General features: G+C 46.9%; 21 protein-coding genes and 5 tRNA genes. 25 read left to right on the top strand and 1 reads right to left on the bottom strand.

Annotated elements, in window-relative coordinates; all coding sequences use genetic code 11:
• The first annotated feature begins 122 nt into the window (after positions 1 to 122).
• The 7 genes from DET62_RS01485 to DET62_RS01455 all read left to right on the top strand — a co-directional run bounded on the left by DET62_RS01485 (position 123) and on the right by DET62_RS01455 (position 2,832).
• Positions 123 to 1,505 carry a class II fumarate hydratase gene (locus DET62_RS01485; RefSeq protein WP_110012599.1) on the top strand — a complete coding sequence of 461 codons (1,383 nt, stop codon included), beginning with the start codon at positions 123 to 125 and terminating at the stop codon, positions 1,503 to 1,505.
• Between the two features lie 24 nt (positions 1,506 to 1,529).
• Entirely contained in the window at positions 1,530 to 2,198 is a 669-nt protein-coding gene (locus DET62_RS01480) for an SDR family oxidoreductase (protein WP_110012600.1), read from the top strand.
• 144 nt (positions 2,199 to 2,342) lie between these two features.
• Positions 2,343 to 2,419 (top strand) — tRNA-Met (locus tag DET62_RS01475).
• Positions 2,420 to 2,438: 19 nt separating this feature from the next.
• A tRNA-Leu gene (locus DET62_RS01470) sits at positions 2,439 to 2,523 on the top strand.
• A gap of 21 nt (positions 2,524 to 2,544) precedes the next feature.
• Positions 2,545 to 2,619: transfer RNA gene (locus tag DET62_RS01465), tRNA-Gln, on the top strand.
• Between the two features lie 37 nt (positions 2,620 to 2,656).
• Positions 2,657 to 2,731: transfer RNA gene (locus DET62_RS01460), tRNA-Gln, on the top strand.
• A gap of 14 nt (positions 2,732 to 2,745) precedes the next feature.
• Positions 2,746 to 2,832: transfer RNA gene (locus DET62_RS01455), tRNA-Leu, on the top strand.
• Between the two features lie 77 nt (positions 2,833 to 2,909).
• Here DET62_RS01455 and DET62_RS01450 read toward each other — a convergent pair.
• Positions 2,910 to 4,052 (bottom strand): FAD-dependent oxidoreductase, encoded by a 1,143-nt coding sequence (locus tag DET62_RS01450; RefSeq protein WP_110012601.1) that lies wholly within the window; start codon positions 4,050 to 4,052, stop codon positions 2,910 to 2,912.
• 106 nt (positions 4,053 to 4,158) lie between these two features.
• On the opposite strand from DET62_RS01450, the gene DET62_RS01445 reads away from it, so the two are divergent.
• The 18 genes from DET62_RS01445 to DET62_RS01360 all read left to right on the top strand — a co-directional run bounded on the left by DET62_RS01445 (position 4,159) and on the right by DET62_RS01360 (position 22,434).
• Positions 4,159 to 5,028, top strand: a complete 870-nt coding sequence (locus DET62_RS01445) for a DMT family transporter (protein WP_011234191.1) — start codon at positions 4,159 to 4,161, stop codon at positions 5,026 to 5,028.
• Between the two features lie 79 nt (positions 5,029 to 5,107).
• Entirely contained in the window at positions 5,108 to 6,547 is a 1,440-nt protein-coding gene (gene miaB / locus DET62_RS01440; protein ID WP_011234192.1) for a tRNA (N6-isopentenyl adenosine(37)-C2)-methylthiotransferase MiaB, read from the top strand.
• Between the two features lie 15 nt (positions 6,548 to 6,562).
• The gene (locus tag DET62_RS01435) at positions 6,563 to 7,552 is read left to right on the top strand and encodes a PhoH family protein (protein WP_110012602.1); all 990 of its coding nucleotides are present in this window, start codon (positions 6,563 to 6,565) and stop codon (positions 7,550 to 7,552) included.
• The gene (gene ybeY, locus DET62_RS01430; protein ID WP_011234194.1) at positions 7,552 to 8,043 is read left to right on the top strand and encodes an rRNA maturation RNase YbeY; all 492 of its coding nucleotides are present in this window, start codon (positions 7,552 to 7,554) and stop codon (positions 8,041 to 8,043) included. Before DET62_RS01435 ends, ybeY begins: the two co-directional genes overlap by 1 nt.
• Positions 8,040 to 8,927, top strand: coding sequence for a CNNM family magnesium/cobalt transport protein CorC (corC, locus tag DET62_RS01425; protein WP_034820206.1), 888 nt, complete (start codon positions 8,040 to 8,042; stop codon positions 8,925 to 8,927). Before ybeY ends, corC begins: the two co-directional genes overlap by 4 nt.
• The gene (gene lnt / locus DET62_RS01420; RefSeq protein ID WP_110012603.1) at positions 8,927 to 10,438 is read left to right on the top strand and encodes an apolipoprotein N-acyltransferase; all 1,512 of its coding nucleotides are present in this window, start codon (positions 8,927 to 8,929) and stop codon (positions 10,436 to 10,438) included. The genes corC and lnt overlap by 1 nt, the downstream gene beginning before the upstream one ends.
• Before the next feature lie 88 nt (positions 10,439 to 10,526).
• Positions 10,527 to 10,724, top strand: coding sequence for a hypothetical protein (locus DET62_RS01415; protein ID WP_011234197.1), 198 nt, complete (start codon positions 10,527 to 10,529; stop codon positions 10,722 to 10,724).
• A 36-nt stretch (positions 10,725 to 10,760) separates the two neighbouring features.
• Complete coding sequence (gene leuS, locus DET62_RS01410; protein ID WP_110012604.1) at positions 10,761 to 13,337, top strand: leucine--tRNA ligase; 2,577 nt, start codon at positions 10,761 to 10,763, stop codon at positions 13,335 to 13,337.
• Positions 13,338 to 13,340: 3 nt separating this feature from the next.
• Complete coding sequence (gene lptE / locus DET62_RS01405; protein ID WP_011234199.1) at positions 13,341 to 13,835, top strand: LPS assembly lipoprotein LptE; 495 nt, start codon at positions 13,341 to 13,343, stop codon at positions 13,833 to 13,835.
• Positions 13,836 to 13,838: 3 nt separating this feature from the next.
• A complete protein-coding gene (holA, locus tag DET62_RS01400; RefSeq protein ID WP_110012605.1) occupies positions 13,839 to 14,921 on the top strand; it encodes a DNA polymerase III subunit delta in 1,083 nt (360 codons plus the stop codon).
• Positions 14,918 to 15,547, top strand: a complete 630-nt coding sequence (gene nadD / locus DET62_RS01395; RefSeq protein WP_110012606.1) for a nicotinate-nucleotide adenylyltransferase — start codon at positions 14,918 to 14,920, stop codon at positions 15,545 to 15,547. The genes holA and nadD overlap by 4 nt, the downstream gene beginning before the upstream one ends.
• Before the next feature lie 63 nt (positions 15,548 to 15,610).
• Positions 15,611 to 15,928, top strand: a complete 318-nt coding sequence (gene rsfS / locus DET62_RS01390; protein WP_011234202.1) for a ribosome silencing factor — start codon at positions 15,611 to 15,613, stop codon at positions 15,926 to 15,928.
• Positions 15,929 to 15,931: 3 nt separating this feature from the next.
• Positions 15,932 to 16,402, top strand: a complete 471-nt coding sequence (gene rlmH / locus DET62_RS01385) for a 23S rRNA (pseudouridine(1915)-N(3))-methyltransferase RlmH (protein WP_110012607.1) — start codon at positions 15,932 to 15,934, stop codon at positions 16,400 to 16,402.
• An 8-nt stretch (positions 16,403 to 16,410) separates the two neighbouring features.
• Entirely contained in the window at positions 16,411 to 18,306 is a 1,896-nt protein-coding gene (gene mrdA / locus DET62_RS01380; protein WP_110012608.1) for a penicillin-binding protein 2, read from the top strand.
• Positions 18,293 to 19,411, top strand: coding sequence for a rod shape-determining protein RodA (rodA, locus tag DET62_RS01375; protein ID WP_110012609.1), 1,119 nt, complete (start codon positions 18,293 to 18,295; stop codon positions 19,409 to 19,411). The genes mrdA and rodA overlap by 14 nt, the downstream gene beginning before the upstream one ends.
• Positions 19,412 to 19,428: 17 nt before the next feature.
• Positions 19,429 to 20,400, top strand: coding sequence for a lytic murein transglycosylase B (gene mltB / locus DET62_RS01370; RefSeq protein WP_110012610.1), 972 nt, complete (start codon positions 19,429 to 19,431; stop codon positions 20,398 to 20,400).
• Positions 20,387 to 21,214 carry a septal ring lytic transglycosylase RlpA family protein gene (locus DET62_RS01365; protein WP_110012611.1) on the top strand — a complete coding sequence of 276 codons (828 nt, stop codon included), beginning with the start codon at positions 20,387 to 20,389 and terminating at the stop codon, positions 21,212 to 21,214. The genes mltB and DET62_RS01365 overlap by 14 nt, the downstream gene beginning before the upstream one ends.
• A gap of 62 nt (positions 21,215 to 21,276) precedes the next feature.
• Positions 21,277 to 22,434 (top strand): D-alanyl-D-alanine carboxypeptidase family protein, encoded by a 1,158-nt coding sequence (locus DET62_RS01360; protein WP_110012612.1) that lies wholly within the window; start codon positions 21,277 to 21,279, stop codon positions 22,432 to 22,434.
• The last annotated feature ends 1 nt before the right edge of the window (position 22,435 follow it).

The raw sequence follows: 22,435 nt of genomic DNA, 5'->3' as shown, positions 1-22,435 counted from the left end.
ATGATTGGAGTACGTATTAATGATCCACTATGGTTCATTATTGGTATTTGAAATACTCAGTGTCGACATACTAATTTCGATACGAAGCTTTTACTTTTAAGCTTATGACAGGAGGGATATTCATGAGTCAGGATTATCGCACAGAGAAAGACAGTATGGGCGAGGTCAAAGTCCCCCAAAAAGCACTTTATGCCGCACAAACTCAACGCGCCGTTGATAACTTTTCCATCAGCGGGTTAACGTTACCCTCTCAGCTGATACAAGCCATCGCAATGGTTAAAGCGAGTGCGGCCGGAGCAAACGCTAAAATCGGTCAGTTAGAAAAGGAACAGGCTGACGCCATTATTAAAGCGGCTAAAGAAATCATTAACGGTCAACACTTAGAGCACTTCCCTATCGATGTATTTCAAACCGGTTCAGGCACCAGTTCCAATATGAATGTGAACGAGGTTATTGCCAATTTAGCTAAAAAAAACGGTGTTGAAATTCACCCCAATGACCATGTGAACCAAAGCCAGTCAAGCAACGATGTTATACCTACCGCCATTCAGGTAGCGAGTGTGCTGGCTGTAGAAAAACAGTTAGAACCGGCTTTAAAAGGTCTTATTGACACCATTCGCAAGAAAGCCATTGAGCTACGCAATGTGGTAAAAACCGGCAGAACCCATTTAATGGATGCCATGCCAATGACCATGGCGCAAGAACTTGAAGCCTGGGCGGGTCAGTTGGACATTACCGCTGAACAGCTTCCACAGTTATTGCAGCGCAGCCGCGTTCTTCCTCAGGGCGGTACAGCAATAGGTACCGGAATAAATGCCCCTAAAGAATTTGCAGCTGAGTTTGCCGAACATTTGACTGAGCTTAGCGGCAGTGACTTTAAACACTCAGCGAACCCTTTTACGGGTATTGCCGGACAGGAAATCAATTTACAACTATCGGCACAACTAAATACGCTGGCGACAACCTTACTCAAAGTCAGTAACGACTTACGCTGGATGAACAGTGGACCACTGGCGGGCTTAGGCGAAATTCAGTTAACCGCATTACAACCCGGAAGCAGTATTATGCCGGGAAAAGTGAACCCGGTCATTCCGGAAGCTGTAGCTATGGTTGCCGCTCAGGTTAATGGTAACCACACCACAATTACGACAGCTGCCCAGCAAGGCAACTTCCAGCTAAACGTTATGCTGCCGGTTATTGGCTACAACTTACTACAGTCCATTAATATACTCAGTAACAGTTGTGAAGCTCTGGCAAGCAAAGCTATTGCCGACTTCGAGGTTAATGAAGAGCGACTGCAACAAGCTTTAGCGAAAAACCCTATTCTGGTAACGGCTCTTAATCCGGTCATTGGCTACAATAAGGCCGCTGAAATTGCCAAAGTAGCTTATAAAGATGGCAGAGCCATTATCGATGTTGCTGATGAGATGACCGACTTAGGTCGTGACCGGCTGGAGCAGTTGCTGGACCCGAAAAAATTAACTGAAGGTGGCGTTAGCGAATAGCGCCCCTGGTATTTGGAGTACAAAATGAGTCAACAACAGGTTTTAATTACCGGTGCAAACCGCGGCATTGGCTACGAGTTTGCGCGCCAGTACGCTGAAAAAGGCTATAAAGTTATTGCGGTTTGCCGTAACAACTCAAAGCAACTGACTGAGTTAGATGTCGATATTATTGAAGGCATTGACGTTACAAAAGCGTCAGATCTTCTTCGTCTTACGGAAAGCATCGGTGATAAAAAAATTGATGTTTTAATTAATAACGCTGGACTGCTTCATAAAGACGAACTGGGTGAACTAGACGCCGGCAATATCCGTGCTCAATTTGAGGTCAATGCGTTAGCCCCGCTACGAGTCACTGAAGCTCTGCTTAAAAACTTGACGGGCGGCAGCAAGGTGGCATTGATTACCAGTCGTATGGGTTCCATTGGCGATAATGGTTCCGGTAGTCGTTATGGTTACCGAATGTCAAAAGCCGCATTAAATGCAGCGGGCAAATCTCTGGCGCTGGACCTAAAAGATAAAGGTATTTCCGTTGTTCTGCTGCATCCGGGCTTTGTACAAACCGAGATGGTTAACCACGCCGGAGATATTCCACCGGAAACCGCAGCTGAACGTTTAATGCAACGCATTGAAGAATTGAATTTAGATACCACCGGACAGTTTTTTCATAGCAACGGAGAAAGCCTGCCCTGGTGATTTGCTGCCTTTTTAAGCAAATAACTGCTTTTTTGCTCAAACGCGCCCGTTAATATCGTTTTTTCTCAAAAATAGGTTGACGGGCTGCGGAGCGATTTGCATAATACGCGCCGCACTCACAGAGAGCGGTAAGTAAAAAGGTATGGCTACGTAGCTCAGCTGGTTAGAGCACAGCACTCATAATGCTGGGGTCGCAAGTTCGAATCTCGCCGTAGCCACCAACCTTTAACTGATTATGATGCGGACGTGGTGGAATTGGTAGACACGCTGGATTTAGGTTCCAGTGCCTCACGGCGTGAGAGTTCAAGTCTCTCCGTCCGCACCAACTCTCAGAGCCAGCTAAAATTGGGGCATAGCCAAGCGGTAAGGCAGCGGGTTTTGATCCCGCGATTCCCAGGTTCGATCCCTGGTGCCCCAGCCATTAGTTGTTTCCAAAAGTGATTGCCATCTTAGTAGGATGGGGCATAGCCAAGCGGTAAGGCAGCGGGTTTTGATCCCGCGATTCCCAGGTTCGATCCCTGGTGCCCCAGCCATACTAACTACTGTTGCGGTGGTGGCGGAATTGGTAGACGCGCTAGCTTCAGGTGCTAGTGTCCGTAAGGACGTGGGGGTTCAAGTCCCCCCCTCCGCACCACTTTATTTGAGTATAATTTTACTCAAGTAAAAGTGGAAAAACAGAAAGGCCACCTTAAGGTGGTTTTTTTGTGCCTGTTATTCGCCCACAGCCTGCTTTAACAACCAACGCTTAACCCACGGAAAAGCCGCTACTTTCAAGGATGCTGCGGTTGCAAACTGCATAACTGGATTACGACTGCGCCAACCAAACTGTATGGCATCCATCATCCTCATCATTTTCGCATTTTCGCCTTGCCGGGTCTTTTCGTATTTATCCAAAGCTACGCTTGGAGTATTTTCCTGTAGTACCTCAACCAGACAGCGAACATCGGCAAACCCCAGATTAACGCCCTGCCCGGCCATAGGGTGAATACTGTGAGCAGCATCGCCTAATAAAACAATAGAGCCTTCTTTAACGTAGTGTGCAGCATGTTTTCTCTGCAGCGCAAAACTAGCACTTTTAAGTACCCGGAAATTACCAATATGGGGAGAAAAGGTCTCTCGCAAATAAGCTTCAAGACCCGCCTTGTCTCTCTGCAGGGAGTTGATGTTGTCACGTAAGCCGTAGTCTATAAGGCAAGCTTGTTGCTCGGTCAATGGCAATAGAGCATAAGGCCCCTGCGGGCGAAAAACTTCCCAGGTTTCAGGTTCTATCGGCTTTTCCAGACTGACATTAGCTAATAAGCAACGTTGCTCGTAGTCCCAGCCCCGATAATGAAAACCAGCAAGCTGCGCCACTTTAGAATTGGCTCCGTCACAGCCCAACAACAGATCATAACTGAGCGTATCGCCCTGACTTAAAACCACTGTTTTTGTCCCGGCATTGAGTTTATCGAGCGTTTCGCCTTCTCGTAAATCAACGTGCTTAAGAGAGCGCAGTTTTGTCCATAGCGCAAGCTGCAAAGCATTATTTTCGACCATAACGCCAAGTTTGGATAAGCCCGCTTCATTCGCCTGAAAGCTCAGGTTATGGCCACTTTGCGATGTTACGCTCAGTTTCTGATAATCGAAAACCCGCTGCTGACGCACACAAACGCCAATGCCTAACTCTAGCAACCATTCCCAATTGCTGTTATTCACAGACGATATGCGTAAATCCCAATCAGGGTCTGTACCGCTGTCTTTTCCCGGAGGAAAAGGTTCAAGTAAGGTCACATTTGCACCGTGCTGCGCTAATGCCAGCGCTGCCGACGCACCAACCATTCCGCCGCCATTTATTAATACTGATAGCTGTTTCATGTACCGCGCGCTCTCTCCTCACATTCCCGCTAACCCTTATAAATAACACATCTCGTGGTGAATTTCCGTTATCATAGTCAATAAGACGATGTTCAGAGTGTTTTTTATGCAGACCAGGGAAAGTTCACAAAAAGCGGTCATTATTGCTTCTTTGCTTATTTTAAGTGCCGAAGCCAGTTTTGCAGGCGTCAGTGCGCTGGTTAAATACATCAGTCAGGATCAACCTTTCGAGCAATTGGTCTTTTTTCGTAACCTGATGGCCTTTCTCGTTCTTCTTCCCTGGTTATGGCGAAAAGGTCTTGGCAACTTAAAAACAGAACGCCTGAAACTGCACCTTATTCGTGGTGCTGCGGGCATTGCCGCTATGTACTTGTTTTTCTACGCTATTGCGACAATTCCGCTGGCGCAGGCTACTCTGGTTCTGTTGCTGTCCCCCTTTTTAATTCCAGTTATTGGCTGGCTTTGGCTACACGACTATGTGGCTAAACAAACCTGGCTGGCTATTGGGCTGGGTTTTATTGGTGTCTTTATTTTTCTCGACCCTATGAACAGCGAGCTTTCACCTGTCATCGGGTTAGCCTTTTTAGCCGCCGCATTCGCAGCCTTCACCAAAACCGTCATTCGCCGCATGTCGGACACCGAATCGACAAGTAAAATTGTATTTTATTTTTCTACTCTGGCCACCATTGCTTCAGGGCTTCCTCTGCTGTGGTTGTGGCAACCTATTCCAACTCAGCACTGGCTTGGAGTTGTTGTTATGGGCTTGCTGGCAGTTTATGGGCAATTGGCTATGACCAAAGCTTTTTCCATCGCCCCACCGGCAAAGGTTGGAGTGTTTACTTACAGCTCAGTTTTGTTCGCCGCTTTACTCGGCTACTGGTTATTTGGAGAGGAACTTGCCTGGCACATGCTGTGGGGCGCGTTAATCATTGTTGTTGCAGGCTATTTTGCCATACGAACACGGCGCAAAAGTTAATCATTTCAAACTTGGCAATCTGCTCCAATACGCGATAAAATAAGCGCCTTATACGAAATCCATCAACCATCGAGTGGTCATGAGTAAGAAGTTATATATCAAAACCTGGGGTTGCCAGATGAACGAGTACGATTCCACCAAAATGGCGGAATTGCTCCACTCAACCCACGGCTACGATGTTGCCGAAGAAGCCGAAGATGCCGATCTCATTCTTTTGAACACCTGTTCCATCCGCGAAAAAGCGCAGGAAAAGGTTTTTCACCAGTTAGGTCGCTGGAAAAACCTGAAAAAGAACAATCCGAATTTATTGATTGGTGTTGGTGGCTGCGTTGCTTCTCAGGAAGGCAATGAAATACGCGCCCGCGCGCCTTTTGTCGATATTATCTTTGGTCCTCAGACTCTGCACCGCTTACCAGAAATGGTTAATCAGGTCAGCGAGACTCATGCACCTATGGTTGACGTCTCTTTTCCTGAAATTGAAAAGTTTGACCGTTTAGCCGAGCCTAAAGCAGACGGTGCCAGTGCCTTTGTCTCTATTATGGAAGGCTGCAGCAAATATTGCTCATTCTGTGTTGTGCCCTACACACGCGGCGAAGAAGTCAGTCGCCCGGTTGACGATGTCATTTATGAAATTGCACAACTGGCGGAACAAGGCGTCCGTGAAGTAAACCTGTTAGGACAAAACGTTAACGCCTATCGCGGTGAGCATTACGACGGCGAAGTGTGCCGCTTTGCTGAATTGCTGCACCTGGTTGCGGCAATTGATGGTATTGACAGGATTCGCTACACCACATCGCATCCGGTTGAATTTACAGACGACATTACCGAAGCCTATAAAACCATTCCGGAGCTGGTCAGCCATTTACACTTACCAGTACAAAGTGGTTCAGACCGTATATTGACCATGATGAAGCGTGGTCACACGGCGTTGGAATACAAATCGAAAATTCGCGCCTTGAAAAAAGCGCGCCCTGATATCGCCATGTCATCCGATTTTATCATCGGTTTCCCCGGCGAAAGCGATGCCGATTTTGAAGCAACCATGGATCTTATCCAGAGCATTGACTTCGACATGAGCTTCAGCTTTATTTATAGTGCTCGCCCGGGAACGCCAGCGGCTGATTTACCTGACGACATTAGTGAAGAAACCAAGAAAAAGCGGCTGCAGCTATTACAGCAACGTTTGAACCAACAGTCTATGGCGCACGCTCGTCGTATGCTGGAGACGGAGCAACGCATATTGGTTACCGGACCATCGAAAAAGAACCCGATGGAGCTTACCGGACGCACTGAAAACAATCGGGTTGTAAATTTTGTTGGTCAACCCCATATGATTGGACAGTTCGTTGATGTACGTATTACCGAAGTTCTTCCTAACTCGCTACGCGGTGAGTTAATTCGGGAAGAAGCCGATATGGGGCTTCGTGTAGATACGGCACCAGAAATTATTTTGCAAAGAGGAAAATCGAGCGAGCCTGATGAATTAGGCGTTGTTCGAATGCCTCGACAAGCCAGTTAAATAAAGAGGAAACGATTGAGTCCACAAACACAGACACTTGATTTTGAGCTAGAGCCGACGGATTCACGTCGGCTTTCCAATCTCTGCGGCCCTTTAGACGAGAATCTGAAGCATATAGAGCGTCGCCTCGGCGTAGAAATAACACACCGCGGTCATCAGTTTCAGTTGATAGGTCACGCAGCCAGCGTTGCAGCCGTGCACAAATTATTACTCGACCTCTATATTGAGACGGCAACCGTAAAAGGCAAAGAAGGCCAGGTTGAACCCGAACAAGTGCACCTGGCCATTCAGCAGGCCAAAGTTCTTGAGCAAAGCGACGATCAAGGCGACCCTGCCGCTGAAAAAATGACTCACATTAAAACCAAACGCGGCTTAATTAAGCCTCGCAATCATAATCAGGCGGGTTATGTTCGTGCCATTCTGGCTCATGACGTTAATTTTGGTATTGGACCTGCCGGTACCGGAAAAACTTATCTGGCAGTAGCTTGTGCAGTAGATGCTTTGGAACGTCAGGAAGTGCGCCGTATTCTCTTAACTCGTCCGGCGGTAGAGGCGGGTGAAAAGCTGGGTTTCTTACCGGGAGACTTAGCTCAGAAAGTAGACCCTTACTTGCGCCCTCTTTATGACGCTTTATTTGAAATGCTCGGCTTTGAAAAAGTTGAAAAGCTGATTGAGCGTAACGTCATTGAGGTGGCTCCGTTAGCATACATGCGTGGTCGAACGCTGAATGATGCCTTCATTATTTTAGATGAAAGCCAGAATACCACTTGTGAACAAATGAAGATGTTCCTGACCCGTATTGGTTTTAATTCACGAGCTGTTATTACCGGCGACATCACTCAGGTTGATTTGCCCCGGGGCCAACGCTCAGGATTAAGGCATGCTATTGAGGTGCTGAATAAAGTCACGGACATCAGCTTTACCTTCTTTCAGGCCGGTGATGTCGTACGCCACCCCGTAGTGCAGCGTATCGTTCAAGCCTACGAGGAATTTGATAAAAACTAATGGCTGATTTAACACTAGACTATCAACTGGCTGACGGTATTACCAAAGCTCCAGAGGAAAACGCTGTCCACAGTTGGGTCGCAGCCACTCTGGATTATCTGCAAGAAAATGATAAAGCGGTTGAGCTAACGGTGCGCATTGCTGCATTAGAAGAAGCTCAGCAGTTGAATAATGAGTTCCGTAATAAAGATTACGCCACCAATGTTTTGTCTTTCCCCTTCAATAGCCCAGTCGAATTACCCGTCACTTTGTTAGGTGATTTGGTTATCTGTCAGAGCGTCGTTGAACGTGAAGCTGAAGAGCAACAAAAGTCAGCCATCGACCACTGGACGCATATGGTGATACACGGTACTCTCCACCTATTAGGTTACGATCATATTGAAGACGACGAAGCCGAAGAAATGGAACAAATTGAACGTAACATCTTAGCGAGTCTGGGAATATCAGACCCGTATCAAACCGCAGACAACATGGAGCTTAACACTCAATGAGCGACGACAACCCCCACTCAGCCAACGGCTCATCGGGAAAATCCTGGGCAGCGAGACTGCTGCAAGCATTCGCTGGTGAGCCGAAAAGCAGAGAAGAACTCGTCGATTTGATTCAGGACGCCGAAGACCGCGACCTGATAGACAACGATACCAGAGAAATGATTGAAGGCGTGCTCGACGTCGCTGAACTTAAAGTCCGTGACATTATGATCCCGCGCTCACAAATGGTCACCATTGATATCCACCAAGGTGTAGACGAATTCCTGCCTATCGTTATCGATTCTCAACACAGTCGTTACCCGGTTGTTACTGACAATAAAGATCACGTTGAGGGTATTCTGTTAGCAAAGGATTTGCTCAGCTACGGCTTTAATATGACCGATGAAGCCTTTTCACTGGACAAAGTTATGCGCCCGGCGGTTATTGTTCCGGAGAGTAAGCGCGTTGACGTATTGCTCAAAGAGTTCCGTTCCAACCGCTATCATATGGCGATTGTCGTTGATGAATACGGCGGAGTGTCTGGTCTGGTCACTATTGAAGACATTCTGGAAGAAATAGTTGGCGAAATTGAAGACGAAACTGATGCTCATGGTAACGACGAAAAGACCAATATTCGTCGTCTTAGCCCAAGCCGTTATTCGATAAAAGCTTTAACTACCATTGAAGATTTTAACCAATACTTTGACACCAACTTCAGTGATGAAGAACACGATACCGTTGGTGGCCTGGTCGCACACGGCTTTGGCCATTTACCGCAGGCAGGTGAAGAAGTGACGCTTGGCAACATGACCTTCCGGGTCACTAATGCAGATAAAAGACGTATTCAGCAACTGCAAGTCAGTCTCGACTCTGATACCGACACCTCGCCGGAGTCTGCACAGTAATGATGAAGCATTCAGGAAGCGTTACGCGCTCTTTGCTATTAGTGATTTGCGGCGCTCTCCTGACGCTGTCTTATTCACCTTTTCACTGGCATTGGCTGCCGTTTATCATACTGCCTATAGTGGTAAGACTGATATGGCCCCTCGCCCCTAAACGTGCATTCAGAGCGGGCTTTGTCTTCGGCATGGGTTGGTTCGGTGCCGGTTTAAGCTGGATTTACGTTAGCATCGATCAGTATGGTGGTGTTCCGGTTCCGGTTACGCTGCTTCTATTAGTACTACTCTTTGCTTATTTAGCACTGTTTCCTGCAATTGCATTTTGGTGTTGGCAGAAGCTCTCTCATCGTAAATTTGCCTGGCGCTTCAGCCTGCCTTTCTTTTGGCTTATTGCTGAGCTACTCAGAGGCTGGCTATTCACGGGCTTCCCCTGGCTAAGTCTCGGCTACAGCCAAACTGATGGTATTTTCGGTGGGTTGGCTCCGGTTATTGGTGAAACCGGTATTACGGTGGCTCTTTGGTTTACTGCCATTACTTTGGTTCTGGCGCTAAGATTCAAAAAGCCGGCGTCGCTTTTAATTCCACTTGTTTTTCTCACTTGCGCTGTCGTATTTCCTAAAATACAACCCACAGAGAGAAAAGCAGAATCTATGTCGGTATTGCTGGTACAGGGCAACATCCAACAGTCATTAAAATGGCAGGCTGAACAGCAATGGCCGAATATTCTGCGCTACCTTGATTTAACCCGTCCCAAGTTTAACCACGATCTGGTTATTTGGCCTGAATCCGCTATAACGGCACTTGAGCCCTACGCGAGTGATGTCCTCAATACAGTAGAACAGTCTGCGAGCATGAACGGCTCAGCCTTAATTACCGGTATTATTGACTACGACAGATTAAACGACGATTTTTACAACTCGGTTATAGTGCTGGACGAAGAAAGCTACAGTTACGGCAATGCTAACCGCTACCAAAAACATCAACTGCTGCCCATAGGGGAATTTGTTCCCTTTGAAGACCTTTTACGCCCGCTGGCTCCGTTATTTAACCTCCCAATGTCGTCATTTAGCCGCGGGGGATACCAACAACCTAACCTTAAAGCTAACGGTAGTAACCTGGCCATGGCAATATGCTATGAAATAGCTTTTGCAGGGCAAGTTCGTAGCAATACCTACGACGATACCGACTATCTGGTGACCATTAGCAATGACACTTGGTTTGGTGATTCACACGGCCCCTGGCAACACATGCAAATAGCGCGGATGCGTGCAATGGAGCTTGGCAAACCCTTATTGCGGGCAACGAATAATGGTGTCACAGCTGCCGTTGACGAACATGGCCAATATATAGAGCTGGCTCCGCAGTTTACCGCAACAGCATTATCTGCCGATGTTTATCCGGTTAGTGGTTCAACGTTATTTAATAAAATTGGTAACTGGGGAGCTATAATTCTGGCTCTGTTTGGCTTGTTACCTGTAATCGCTACAAAACGTACTAAGAAACACGCTCAGACATAGTCATCGGGCGCGAAAATCAGTACACTATAAAGGCTTAGCAGAACTATTCTGTTGCTGTTCTTTTCCATTTTTTCACAGGGATCTCATTATGGAAAATATATTTGACGCTATTCTTTTTGCTGTGCTTATTGCTGCAGGTGGTCTGGGACTCACTTCCTGGCTCATGTTGTTCGCCATTGATAAGTCAGAGCCTGCCGAAGTCAAACAACGCGCTGTTTTTGAAAACGGTTTTTTTGGTCTGGCCGGCATAGTCGTTGTACTTCTTATGTGGTACGCAATTAGCTAAACCGATATTTAAATTCAAACGGAATCAGCAGGAATTATGCAAGAACAATACAATCCGAGCAAAATCGAATCTGCCATGCAAAAACGCTGGCAGGAACAAGACGTATTTACGGCAAAGGAGCAGCCGGGCAAAGACAAGTTCTACTGCCTGTCTATGTTCCCCTACCCTAGCGGAAAGCTGCACATGGGGCATGTTCGTAATTATACTTTAGGTGATGTCATTAGCCGTCATCAGCGTATGCTCGGAAAGAATGTTATGCAACCTATGGGCTGGGATGCCTTTGGGCTACCTGCTGAAAATGCCGCTATACAAAATAAAACGGCACCGGCGAAATGGACTTATCAAAATATCGATTACATGCGCGAGCAGTTAAAAAGCTTAGGTTTTGGCTACGACTGGAACCGTGAGCTCGCGACTTGCTCGCCGGATTATTATCGCTGGGAACAATGGTTCTTCACTAAGCTTTATGAAAAAGGCCTGGTGTATAAGAAGAATGCGACGGTCAACTGGGACCCGGTAGACCAGACGGTGTTGGCCAATGAGCAAGTCATTGACGGCCGAGGCTGGCGTTCAGGTGCTAAAGTCGAGCAAAAAGAAATTCCTCAGTGGTTTATTAAAATAACCGATTACGCTGAAGAGCTGTTAGACGATTTGGATCAGCTTGATGGCTGGCCAGAACAGGTCAAAGCGATGCAACGTAACTGGATCGGCCGCTCAGAGGGTGTCGAAATTGACTTCAAGGTCGCCTCCTCGGAGCAGACTTTACGCGTTTATACCACCCGTCCGGACACACTTTACGGTGTTACCTACATGGGCGTTGCAGCACAGCATCCTTTAGCTACGGAAGCCGCTAAAACGAATCCTGAACTGGCTAAATTCATTGAGGAGTGCAAAAACAGCAAAGTTGCAGAAGCTGATATTGCCACCATGGAAAAGCTGGGTATGGACACCGGTATTAAAGCCGTTCACCCAATGACCGGCGAAGAAATTCCGGTGTGGGTCGCTAACTTTGTTTTAATGGATTACGGTTCCGGTGCCGTTATGGCCGTGCCTGCACATGACCAGCGCGACTGGGAGTTTGCAACGAAATACCAGTTGGAAATTCGCCCGGTAATTGAACCTCTTAGTGGCGATAGTGACATTGAAAAAGCAGCCATTACTGAGAAAGGTACCGTTATTAACTCGGGGCCGTATAACGGCATGAGCTCGGCTCAAGCCTTTGACGCTATTGCAACCGAGCTAAAAGAGAAAGGCATTGGTGAGCGTAAAATAAACTACCGTTTGCGCGACTGGGGGGTATCTCGTCAGCGTTACTGGGGAACTCCAATTCCAATGCTGAATCTGGAAAATGGTGAGTCCGTGCCAGTGCCGGAAGATCAGCTACCGGTTAAACTGCCTGAAAATGTCGTTATGGACGGTGTGAATTCACCGATAAAATCCGACCCTGAATGGCGTAAAACAGAATATAACGGCCAGCCGGCAGAACACGAAACCGATACCTTCGACACCTTTATGGAGTCGTCGTGGTACTACGCTCGTTACTGCAGCGCACAAACTGATGATGCGATGCTGGATCCAGAAAAAGCCAACTATTGGCTACCGGTCGATCAATATATTGGTGGTATTGAACACGCCATTTTGCATTTGCTGTATGCCCGTTTCTTCCATAAGTTACTGCGCGATACTGGCTTAGTGGAATCTGACGAGCCATTCAAGCGTCTTCTGTGTCAAGGCATGGTACTGGCGGACAGCTATTACCGCGAAGATGAAAAAGGCGGTAAGCAGTGGGTGTCACCTCTTGAAGTTGACATTGAGCGTGACGACAAAGGTGCCATCGCCGGAGCTAAACATAAGCAAGACGGCCAGCCGGTTAATATCGGCGGCATGAGCAAAATGTCAAAGTCTAAAAATAACGGTATTGACCCGCAAACCATGGTTGAACGCTATGGCGCGGATACCGTACGGTTATTTATGATGTTTGCCGCACCACCGGAAATGACGCTGGAGTGGTCAGATTCTGGTGTTGAAGGTGCGCAACGCTTTTTACGCCGTCTATGGAAACTGACTTACGACTTAAATAACGCCGGCGGCGCTTGTTCAGGTCAAAGCTTAAATGCAAACCAAAAGCAGCTGCGTCGCGAGTTGCATAAAACCATCGCTAAAGTCAGCGATGACATGGGACGCCGCCAGCACTTTAATACAGCAATAGCAGCCATTATGGAGCTGCTCAACCACTTACAAAAAGCGCCATTGGAAAGCGAAGCGGACCGTCAGGTATTAGCTGAGTCTATCGATGCGATGGTTCGTATGCTTGCGCCTATCACACCGCATATCTGTGAGCAATTATGGCAGGAGCTGGGGCATCAGGAGCCGCTGTCTTTCGCTGACTGGCCGGCCGTTGACGAAAGTGCGTTGGTTGAAGACGAAAAACTGATTGTGGTGCAAATTAATGGCAAGGTTCGAGCCAAATTAACCGTACCGGCCGACGCTTCCGCGGAACAAGTTGAGCAAATTGCTTTTGATGAAGAAGCTGTACAAAAGCATACTGAGGGCAAAGACGTTCGTAAGAAAATCTACGTGCCCGGAAAAATTCTCAATATTGTTGTTGGATAACCTATGCGCGTTACCTTAAACCTTGTACTCACCCTGCTGCTGATAGCCACTCTTAACGGGTGTGGCTTTCAGCTACGCGGAAACTACCAGCTACCGGAAACGTTGCAGGCGGTTTCTCTGCAAAGCCATGTTTCAAAAGAATTAAGTGAGCATATGGAGCAGCGCTTTATTCATTCGGGGATCCAGGTATCTAAAGCGGAACAGCCTGTTGTTGTTCGGCTTCTTTCAGATAAGTTAGAGCGAAGAACATTGTCGTTGTTTGAAAGTGGCCAGGTTGCAGAATACGAGCTTTTGTATCAGGTCAATTATCAGTTGTTCAACAACGAAAAACTGCTACTTGAGCGAACGGTTGAAGTCGCGCGGGACTATCAGGACGACCCTAACTTTGTATTGGCTAAAACCCGCGAACGGGAAATGCTGGTCGATGAAATGAGAGCCGAAGCGTCACGCCTTATTTTGCAACAAATCATATCCGAAATGTCGGAATCGAATTCCTAGCCAATGCAAACTATCTACCCTGAAAAGCTCGAACACTTCCTGCAACAGAATGGGATTCCCCCTGTCCTGCTAGTGTTTGGTGATGACCTTTTACTCAGGAACGACGCGCTGGCTAGTATTCGAAAAAGCTTAGCCAGTGATGACCTCGAGCGGGTGCATTGGTTACAAAGTAAAGACTTCGACTGGCAGCAACTGTCTGCCGGTGAGCAGTCAATGAGCCTGTTTGGCAATATGCGGCTGGTTGAGCTGGAATTGCCCGAAAACAAACCCGGTCGGGACGGTTCTGCCGCATTGACCGAATACGCAAAGAATCAGGCCGACAGCGAAATTCTGGTTGTTATTGGCGACCGGTTAAAAAAAGAGACCCAAAACAGTCGCTGGTTTAAAGCACTGGCAGAACGCGGTCCGCTGGTTCGCACCCAAAGCCCGGATAAGTCACAGTTGCCCGCCTTTATTCACCAGCGTGCTCAGCGTTATCAACTCACTCTCGCCGCGGGTGTCCCGGAAAAGTTATCAGACTGGTTTGAAGGAAATTTACTTGCTCTGGATCAGGAACTCAGTAAATGGCAATTGCTGAGCAACGATGGTGTCATTACGGAAGACTTTCTGAAAAGCTCCATTGATGATGTCAGCCGCTTTAGTGTGTTTGCGCTGCAGGAAAGTATTCAGCAGCAAGATTTCGAAGGTGCGTTGCATCGCCTCGAGCGCTTACTGGACGAAGAAAATGACTTTCACAGGCTTATCTGGATTTTGCAGCGCGAAGTACAATTGCTAACAGCGTTGCAAAAAGCTAAGCAGACACAAACCGATACAAACGCGCTTTTCCGTCAATTTATGATTTGGCCTAATCAGCAACCGGGGTATCACCAGCGCGCAAATCAATTGAGCCAGCAAACTCTATTGAGTGCACAGCAACTCATTGAGAGAATAGAAGCGGCGCTTAAGCTCGATAGCGGCGAATCTCCTCTTACATTGACAACACATCTACTCAGTTTACTTTGCTGCACTAATGCCAACGCCATTAATGACGGACTTTCGGTATTTAACCACGGCATTGAACCGAACGAAAAATTTATTCAGCTATGATACGCGCAATTTTTGGCGGCACCTTCGATCCTATTCATAACGGGCACCTGCAAACGGCAGCCGCTCTGGTGAAAGAGCTCGGTATTTCAACTTTAGCATTAATGCCAAGCGCGGTGCCGCCGCATCGTCCACAACCGGATGCCAGTCCTGAGCAGCGGTTAGACATGGTTAAGCTTGCGTCTCAATACCACAAGGCTTTCACTGTCGAGGACTGGGAATTAAGACAGGACAGACCGTCCTTTACTGCCAATACATTAAGTGAATTTAAAACTCAGTTCCCTGATGACACCCTACTCTTTGTAATGGGGATGGATTCATTAATGAGTCTTCACCGCTGGCATCATTGGCGCCAGCTTATTGAGTGTGCTCACCTTGTTGTTATGCCAAGAGCAGGAGTTCCTTTTAACCCTAAAAACGACGAGCTCAAAGAGTTTATTTCAGTCCATCTGACCCGCAATAAAAACGCCTTGAATACACAAAGCCAGGGGCTGCTTTATATTGCAGAAACTCCAATGGTCGATGTTTCCGCCACTGAACTGCGGAAACAACTTCAGCAGCGTGAAAAAAACCTGCCACTACCTTCCAATGTTTATGACTATATAAGACAACATCAGCTGTATTTGTAACTGAACACTTTTCCTAATTTCTGTTAAACTTCGGGTTTTAATCCTTAAATCGGAGAAAATCTTTTGCAGGCAGAAGAATTGCGTGAATTTGTCATTGATAAAATCGATGATCTTAAAGGTCGTGACGTTCAAATTTTAGATGTTCATGATAAAACCGACGTTGTTGACTACATGATCATTTGCTCTGGCAGCTCGAAAACGCATGTAAGAAGCATTGCTGAACATGTAGCGACAGAAGCAAAGCATGCTGGCACGCCGCCTATTGGCGTAGAAGGTGGAGAACAGTCGGAGTGGGTTTTAGTTGACCTTGGTGATGTTGTTATACATGTTATGCAAGACAGTATTCGCGACTTCTATCAATTAGAAAAACTCTGGGGCTAATCAGTGCAAATTCAATTACTCGCCGTTGGCACCAAAATGCCCACGTGGGTTACTGAAGGCTTCAGCGAATATAAAAAACGGTTCCCGGCGGATTGTAAGCTAGTGCTGCATGAAATAGCGGCTCAAAAGCGAACACGCAAAGCAGACTTAAACCGCGTTATGCAACAAGAAGGCAAATCGCTGCTGCAAGCAATACCCAAAGGGAACCGAATTGTCACTTTAGAGGTCACAGGTCAGGCCTGGGACACGCCTAAGCTTGCTCAGCAATTAGAGAAGTGGCAAATGGACGGCAGAGATGTCACTCTATTAATCGGCGGGCCTGAGGGCCTTTCTGATGAATGCCTGGCGGCAGCTGAGCAACGCTGGTCTTTGTCTAAATTAACATTGCCCCATCCGGTGGTCAGGTTAATCGTCGCAGAAAGTCTTTACCGGGCATGGAGCCTGAATAACAATCATCCGTACCATAGAGAATAAGAATAATAATGCGTCACCGCACCCACATACGTGATCATGACTCCGAAGCGGCCGTTTTTGGGCGACGTGTACTCGTTGCTATGGTGATTGTTGTAGCTGCTTTTATTGCTCTAGCGTCAAACATGTATCACCTACAGGTGAGTGAACATAACGAGCTTCAGACGCGCTCTAACGATAACCGGATCAAATTACTCCCTCTGGCGCCGAATCGGGGCTTAATTTACGACCGCAACGGTGTTTTATTAGCAGAAAACACACCAATTTACAGTCTGGATGTTACCCCGGAAGAAATCGATAATCTTGAGCAGACCCTAAGTCAACTTCAGCAGTTACTCGACTTTCCTGACAGCACTATTGAGCGCTTCTACCGGAATCTAAAAAATCAGCGGCGTTTTAATAATGTGCCCTTGCTCGATGAATTGAATGAAAAACAGCTGGCAGTTTTTGCGGCGCATCAACATAAGTACCCAGGCATAAGCATCGAAGCTCGTTTGATACGAAACTACCCTCACAAAGAGTTATTAACACACGCAGTTGGCTATGTTGCCAAGATCAACCCAAGAGACGTCGAGAGCCTGCGTGAAAGTGGCGAACTACCTAATTATGCCGCCAGCCGGACGATAGGAAAGCTCGGTATAGAAAAATACTACGAGAAAGATCTCCATGGCGAAGTCGGCTATCAGAGTGTTGAGGTAAATAACCGAGGGCGTGCAGTCAGGACATTGAGTATTGAAGCACCTAAGCCGGGTCAGGACATCGTTCTGGAGCTGGATCTTGAATTACAGAGAAAAGCTGCGGAGTTACTAGGTGAGCAACGCGGTTCTATTATATTAATGGATGCCACCACCGGTGGGATACTGGCTATGGTCAGCACGCCCAGCTACGATCCAAATTGGTTCGTCAATGGCATTTCGGTTAAGCAGTATCAATCGTTGTTGAATTCGACTCAGAGTCCGTTGCTTAACCGCGTAACTCAAGGGGCTTATCCTCCGGCATCAACCATCAAACCTCAAATCGGTTTGCTCGGATTAGAAGAAGGCACCATTGACGAAGATACTCGCATATGGGACCCCGGCTGGTTTGAAATAAAAGGCGTTGACCGACGCTACCGCGACTGGCTGGCCTGGGGACACGGCTGGGTCGATGTAGAAAGAGCCATTACTGAAAGCTGTGATACATTTTATTACGATTTAGCCCTTAAGCTCGGCGTCGATAAGATATCCAGTTTTATGGCTGAGTTTGGTTTTGGCGAAAGAACAGGCATCGATATTCACGAAGAAGTCTCTGCATTAATGCCATCTCGTGGTTGGAAAAGAGCGCGTTTCGGTCAGCCCTGGTATGCGGGCGAAACTCTTTCTGTCGGTATTGGTCAGAGTTACTGGACGGCAACACCTATGCAACTAGCCGTTGCAACGGCCATGGTTGCAAATAAAGGTGAGCACCTTATTCCCAGGCTGCTTCGCGGTAAAATACAAGACGGTGTATTTGAAGAAGCTTTAATCGCCCACCGGGAAAAGTTGACCTTATCCGATAGTAACAATTGGGAAGTTATCACTAAAGGGATGCGTAACGTCAACATGTCATCAAAGGGTACAGCGCATCGATCGTTTAAAGACGCGCCTTACTCGTCGGCAGGAAAAACTGGAACCGCTCAGGTCAGAAGCCTCGGACAGGAAGAGGAGTATAATGCGGAAGATATCGCCGAGCGCTATCGCGATAATGCGATGTACGTGGGTTACGCTCCGGCAGACGATCCTGAAGTTGTTGTTGTGGTAGCAATAGAAAACTCTCTTGGGGGCGGCGGAAGTGTCGCCGCACCGGTAGCAAGAAAAATATTAGACGTCTGGCACACCCGATTTAACAATGGCAAAAAACAGCAGGAAGAAACAAATGCTGACAACTGAAGAACGCCAAAGAAGTCCGCTACTGAAAAAACTGCATATTGATGGGCCACTGCTTATTCCTTTGGTTGTGCTCTCAGTTCTTAGTTTATTTGTTATTTACAGCGCTGCCGGGCAGGATCTGGAGGTCGTAGAAAGGCAGTCGATACGTATTGGGTTATCGTTTGTTGTACTTTTTGTGGTTGCACAAATTCCACCACGTGCCCTGTCACGCTTTGCGGTGCCAGCCTTTGGTGCCGGGGTTCTGCTGCTAGTGGCCGTACTTGTTTTCGGTGAAATGGGGAAAGGCGCTCAACGGTGGCTGGATATAGGCCCTTTAACCATACAGCCGTCAGAAATAATGAAACTTGCCATGCCCCTTATGCTGGCCTGGTATATGAATCAACACCCTATTCCGCCCTCCATTTATCGATTGTTTGGCGCTTTAGTGCTGGTGATTATTCCAACCTTACTCATTGCCCGACAACCCGACTTAGGGACTTCTCTGCTGGTTGCCTGCGCTGGACTTTTCGTTATATTTTTGGCTGGACTAAGCTGGAAGTTAGTTACCGCCGCGGCTATTTCTGCTGCGGCTTTTACCCCTGTGCTCTGGTTTTATCTTATGCACGACTACCAGCGCCAACGAGTGCTCACTTTTTTAAACCCCGAACGTGATCCTCTCGGTTCCGGCTACCACATTATTCAGTCAAAAATTGCCATCGGTTCAGGCGGCATTGATGGCAAAGGCTGGCTTCAGGGAACTCAGTCTCAACTGGAGTTTTTACCGGAGCGTCATACCGACTTTATTTTTTCTGTTTTTAGTGAGGAATTTGGCCTTACCGGAGTTATCCTTTTGCTTGCATTATATGGCTTCATTATTTTACGAGGCCTAATTATTGCTCTGCAAACCCAGGATATCTTTTGTAAGTTATTGGCCGGTTCATTAACACTCACCTTCTTTGTTTATGTCTTTGTAAATATTGGTATGGTTTCAGGACTATTGCCAGTGGTTGGGGTACCATTACCTTTAATCAGTTATGGTGGCACGTCGATGGTGACACTTATGGCCGGCTTCGGCATGCTCATGTCCATTGCGACCCATCATCGCTTAGTTATGAAAAATGGCTAAAAAAACAGGGAAACTATATGCGCACCTTATTAGGATTAGCGTTGCTAACCGCAACAAGCAGCTTTGCTGCAAATGCTCAGGAGCAGAGCCCTGAGGTTGAAGATTTTATTCAGCAGCAAGTTGAGCAGCACAAGCTGGACGAAGAGCAAGTTCGCCAATGGCTTTCGACAGCTCGGAAAAACGACGAGGTTCTTGAAGCCATTCAGCGTCCATGGGAAGCCAAGCCCTGGTATCAATACTACCCAATTTTCTTAACTGAAAAACGCTTAGAAGCGGGCGTTAAGTTCTGGAAAAAACATAAAGAAACGCTGGAACGTGCAGAAGCTGAATACGGTGTACCTGCTCAAATCATAGTTGCAATCATTGGCGTCGAAACCTTTTATGGCAATTATATGGGGAAATATTCCGTTCTGGATTCACTCTACACTTTAGGCTTTCATTACCCCCCCCGTTCAAGTTTCTTCCGTTCCGAACTTAGCGAATTCTTTCAGTTAGCATCTGAAGAAGGTTGGGACGTAGCCGAAGCAAAAGGTTCCTACGCCGGTGCTATGGGTTTCGGTCAGTTTATTTCCTCCAGCTATCGGCATTACGCGGTGGACTTTGACAACGACGGACAAAGAGACATTTTGACGAATCCGGTCGATGCTATCGGCAGTGTGGCTAATTATTTTGCAGAACATAAATGGCAGCAAGGCCAACCTGTAGCACAGCCTCTTGGTAATGAACAAGACTGGAAAGCGTTAGTCAGCGACGGTATGAAACCCAATACCACGCGTTCCGAAATTAAGCGTAAAGGCTATGAACTTCCGCAGCATAAGGCGGTTAATAATGGTACCGAGGTCAGAGTATTTGAGTTTGAAACAGAAAACGCTCATGAATACTGGCTGGGATACGACAACTTCTATGTGATTACCCGGTATAACCACAGTCCACTTTACGCGATGGCTGTCTACCAGTTTAGCGAGCAACTGAAAAATGAAGTGCAGTAATTTATCCACCTTAATGCTGAGCGTGTTTTTGCTCAGTAGTTGTTCCAGCGGCCCCTCCGGCCGATACTCTCAGCATGAAGACAGTGCTCCGACTCGTTTACCTACTGAGTCGGAGTTACGCAGTGCCGTTCCCGTACATGAGCCTATCAGTCCTCAGGGGAATCGGGACTATCGGGTCTTAGGCAATAATTATGAGGTAATGGACAGTGCGGTAGGGTATGTCGAGGAAGGTTATGCCTCCTGGTATGGAAATAAATTTCATGGGCATCTGACTTCGAATGGTGAATATTATGATATGTACAGTATGTCAGCGGCTCATACCCGGTTACCTCTGCCTACTTATGTAAAAGTCACTAACTTGAACAACGACCGTACCGTCACTGTTAGAGTAAATGATCGCGGGCCATTCCATCCTGAACGTATTATCGACTTGTCATTTGCTGCTGCTTATAAACTCGATATGCTGGATAATGGTACTGCACCAGTCAGAATCGAAGCCATCAACTTAAACACTCCCATGCGCGCGGAAGAACAACCTCTATCGACGAGCCAGTCCAGCTATCATATTCAATTAGCTGCCTCGTCAAATATCGACCGTTTATCGCAGTTAAAACACAACTTACCGCCCAAGTTCCAGGAAATTGCAACTACTGAACAAACTCATGGTCTACATAAACTCATGCTGGGACCGGTTTCTGAAGATGAAAGTCACGATTTACTCGAGCAAATAAGATCTTCCGGATACCCTAAAGCTTTTCGCGTAAAGGCGGCGCAAAGTCAGACGGATACTCCTGACGCTGTGCAACAAAACTGATATAATTCGGCCTCTTTACGCATTTGATTCACTTTTTGACCGATAAGATAAAGATAATCCCAATGAAAAAAATTTGTCACCTTTTTACTGCCGTAACCCTATTATTCAGCTCAGCAAGCTTCGCCGCTCAGTCATTAGTTCCCGATGCGCCGTCGGTTAATGCGAAAGCCTATATTCTTATCGATCACACTACTGGCAAAGTGTTAGCAGAAAATAATTCCCGTGAAAGCCTGCCCCCGGCCAGCCTGACCAAAATGATGACCAGCTATATTATTGGTAAAGAAATGCTAGCTGGCCGCATTAGCGAGAAGGATATTGTTACTGTAAGCGAAAATGCCTGGGCCAAAAACTTCCCTGAGTCATCCAAAATGTTTATCGAAGTTGGCAAAGAGGTCAGTGTTAAAGAGTTAAACCGTGGCATCATTATTTCCTCTGGTAACGACGCCTGTGTTGCAATGGCTGAACATATTGCGGGAAGCGAAGACGCTTTCGCTGGGTTAATGAATAATTATGCTGAACAAATAGGCATGAAGGACAGTCACTTTGCGAACAGTCACGGGCTGCCTGATTCTGAGCAATACGTCTCCGCTCGTGATATGGCCACGTTAGCAAGTGCTTTAATAAATGAGACTCCTGAAGAATATAAACTCTACTCAGAAAAGTCTTTTACCTACAATAATATTAAGCAATACAATCGCAACTCATTGCTATGGGATCGGAGCTTGAACGTCGATGGCATTAAAACCGGCCATACTAATGAAGCGGGTTATAGCTTGGTTTCTTCCGCCGTTGAAGACGGAACCCGATTAATTGCTGTGGTTATGGGAACTAACAGTGAACAAGCGCGTAAAGTTGAAAGCAAAAAACTGCTTAACTACGGATTCCGTTATTTCGAAACCGTAAAAGCGTATTCTGCCGGCGAAAGCTTCATTTCCCAACGTATTTGGGGTGGTGATTTAGATGAAGTCGAGCTGGGTATTAGTGAAGATGTCGTAATTACTTTACCTAAAGGCCAGCGCGATAAATTGAATGCTAACTTTGAACTTGATGAACAACTTCAGGCTCCGCTTTCAAAAGGCCAGCATGTAGGCACAGTTTACCTTCAGCTAAATGGCGAAGATGTAGCTTCATTTCCGCTGGTAACCTTACAAGCTGTCGAAGAAGGTGGATTCTTCAAGAAGATGATGGACTATATAAAACAGCAGTTTACTGAAGAATAAA

It is taken from the genome of Idiomarina sp. H2, assembly GCF_004364275.1.
In the GTDB taxonomy this organism is placed as follows: Bacteria; Pseudomonadota; Gammaproteobacteria; order Enterobacterales; family Alteromonadaceae; genus Idiomarina; species Idiomarina loihiensis.
The sequence above is the reverse complement of the archived record's forward strand: the minus strand, read 5'-3'. Positions and strand labels throughout refer to the sequence as shown.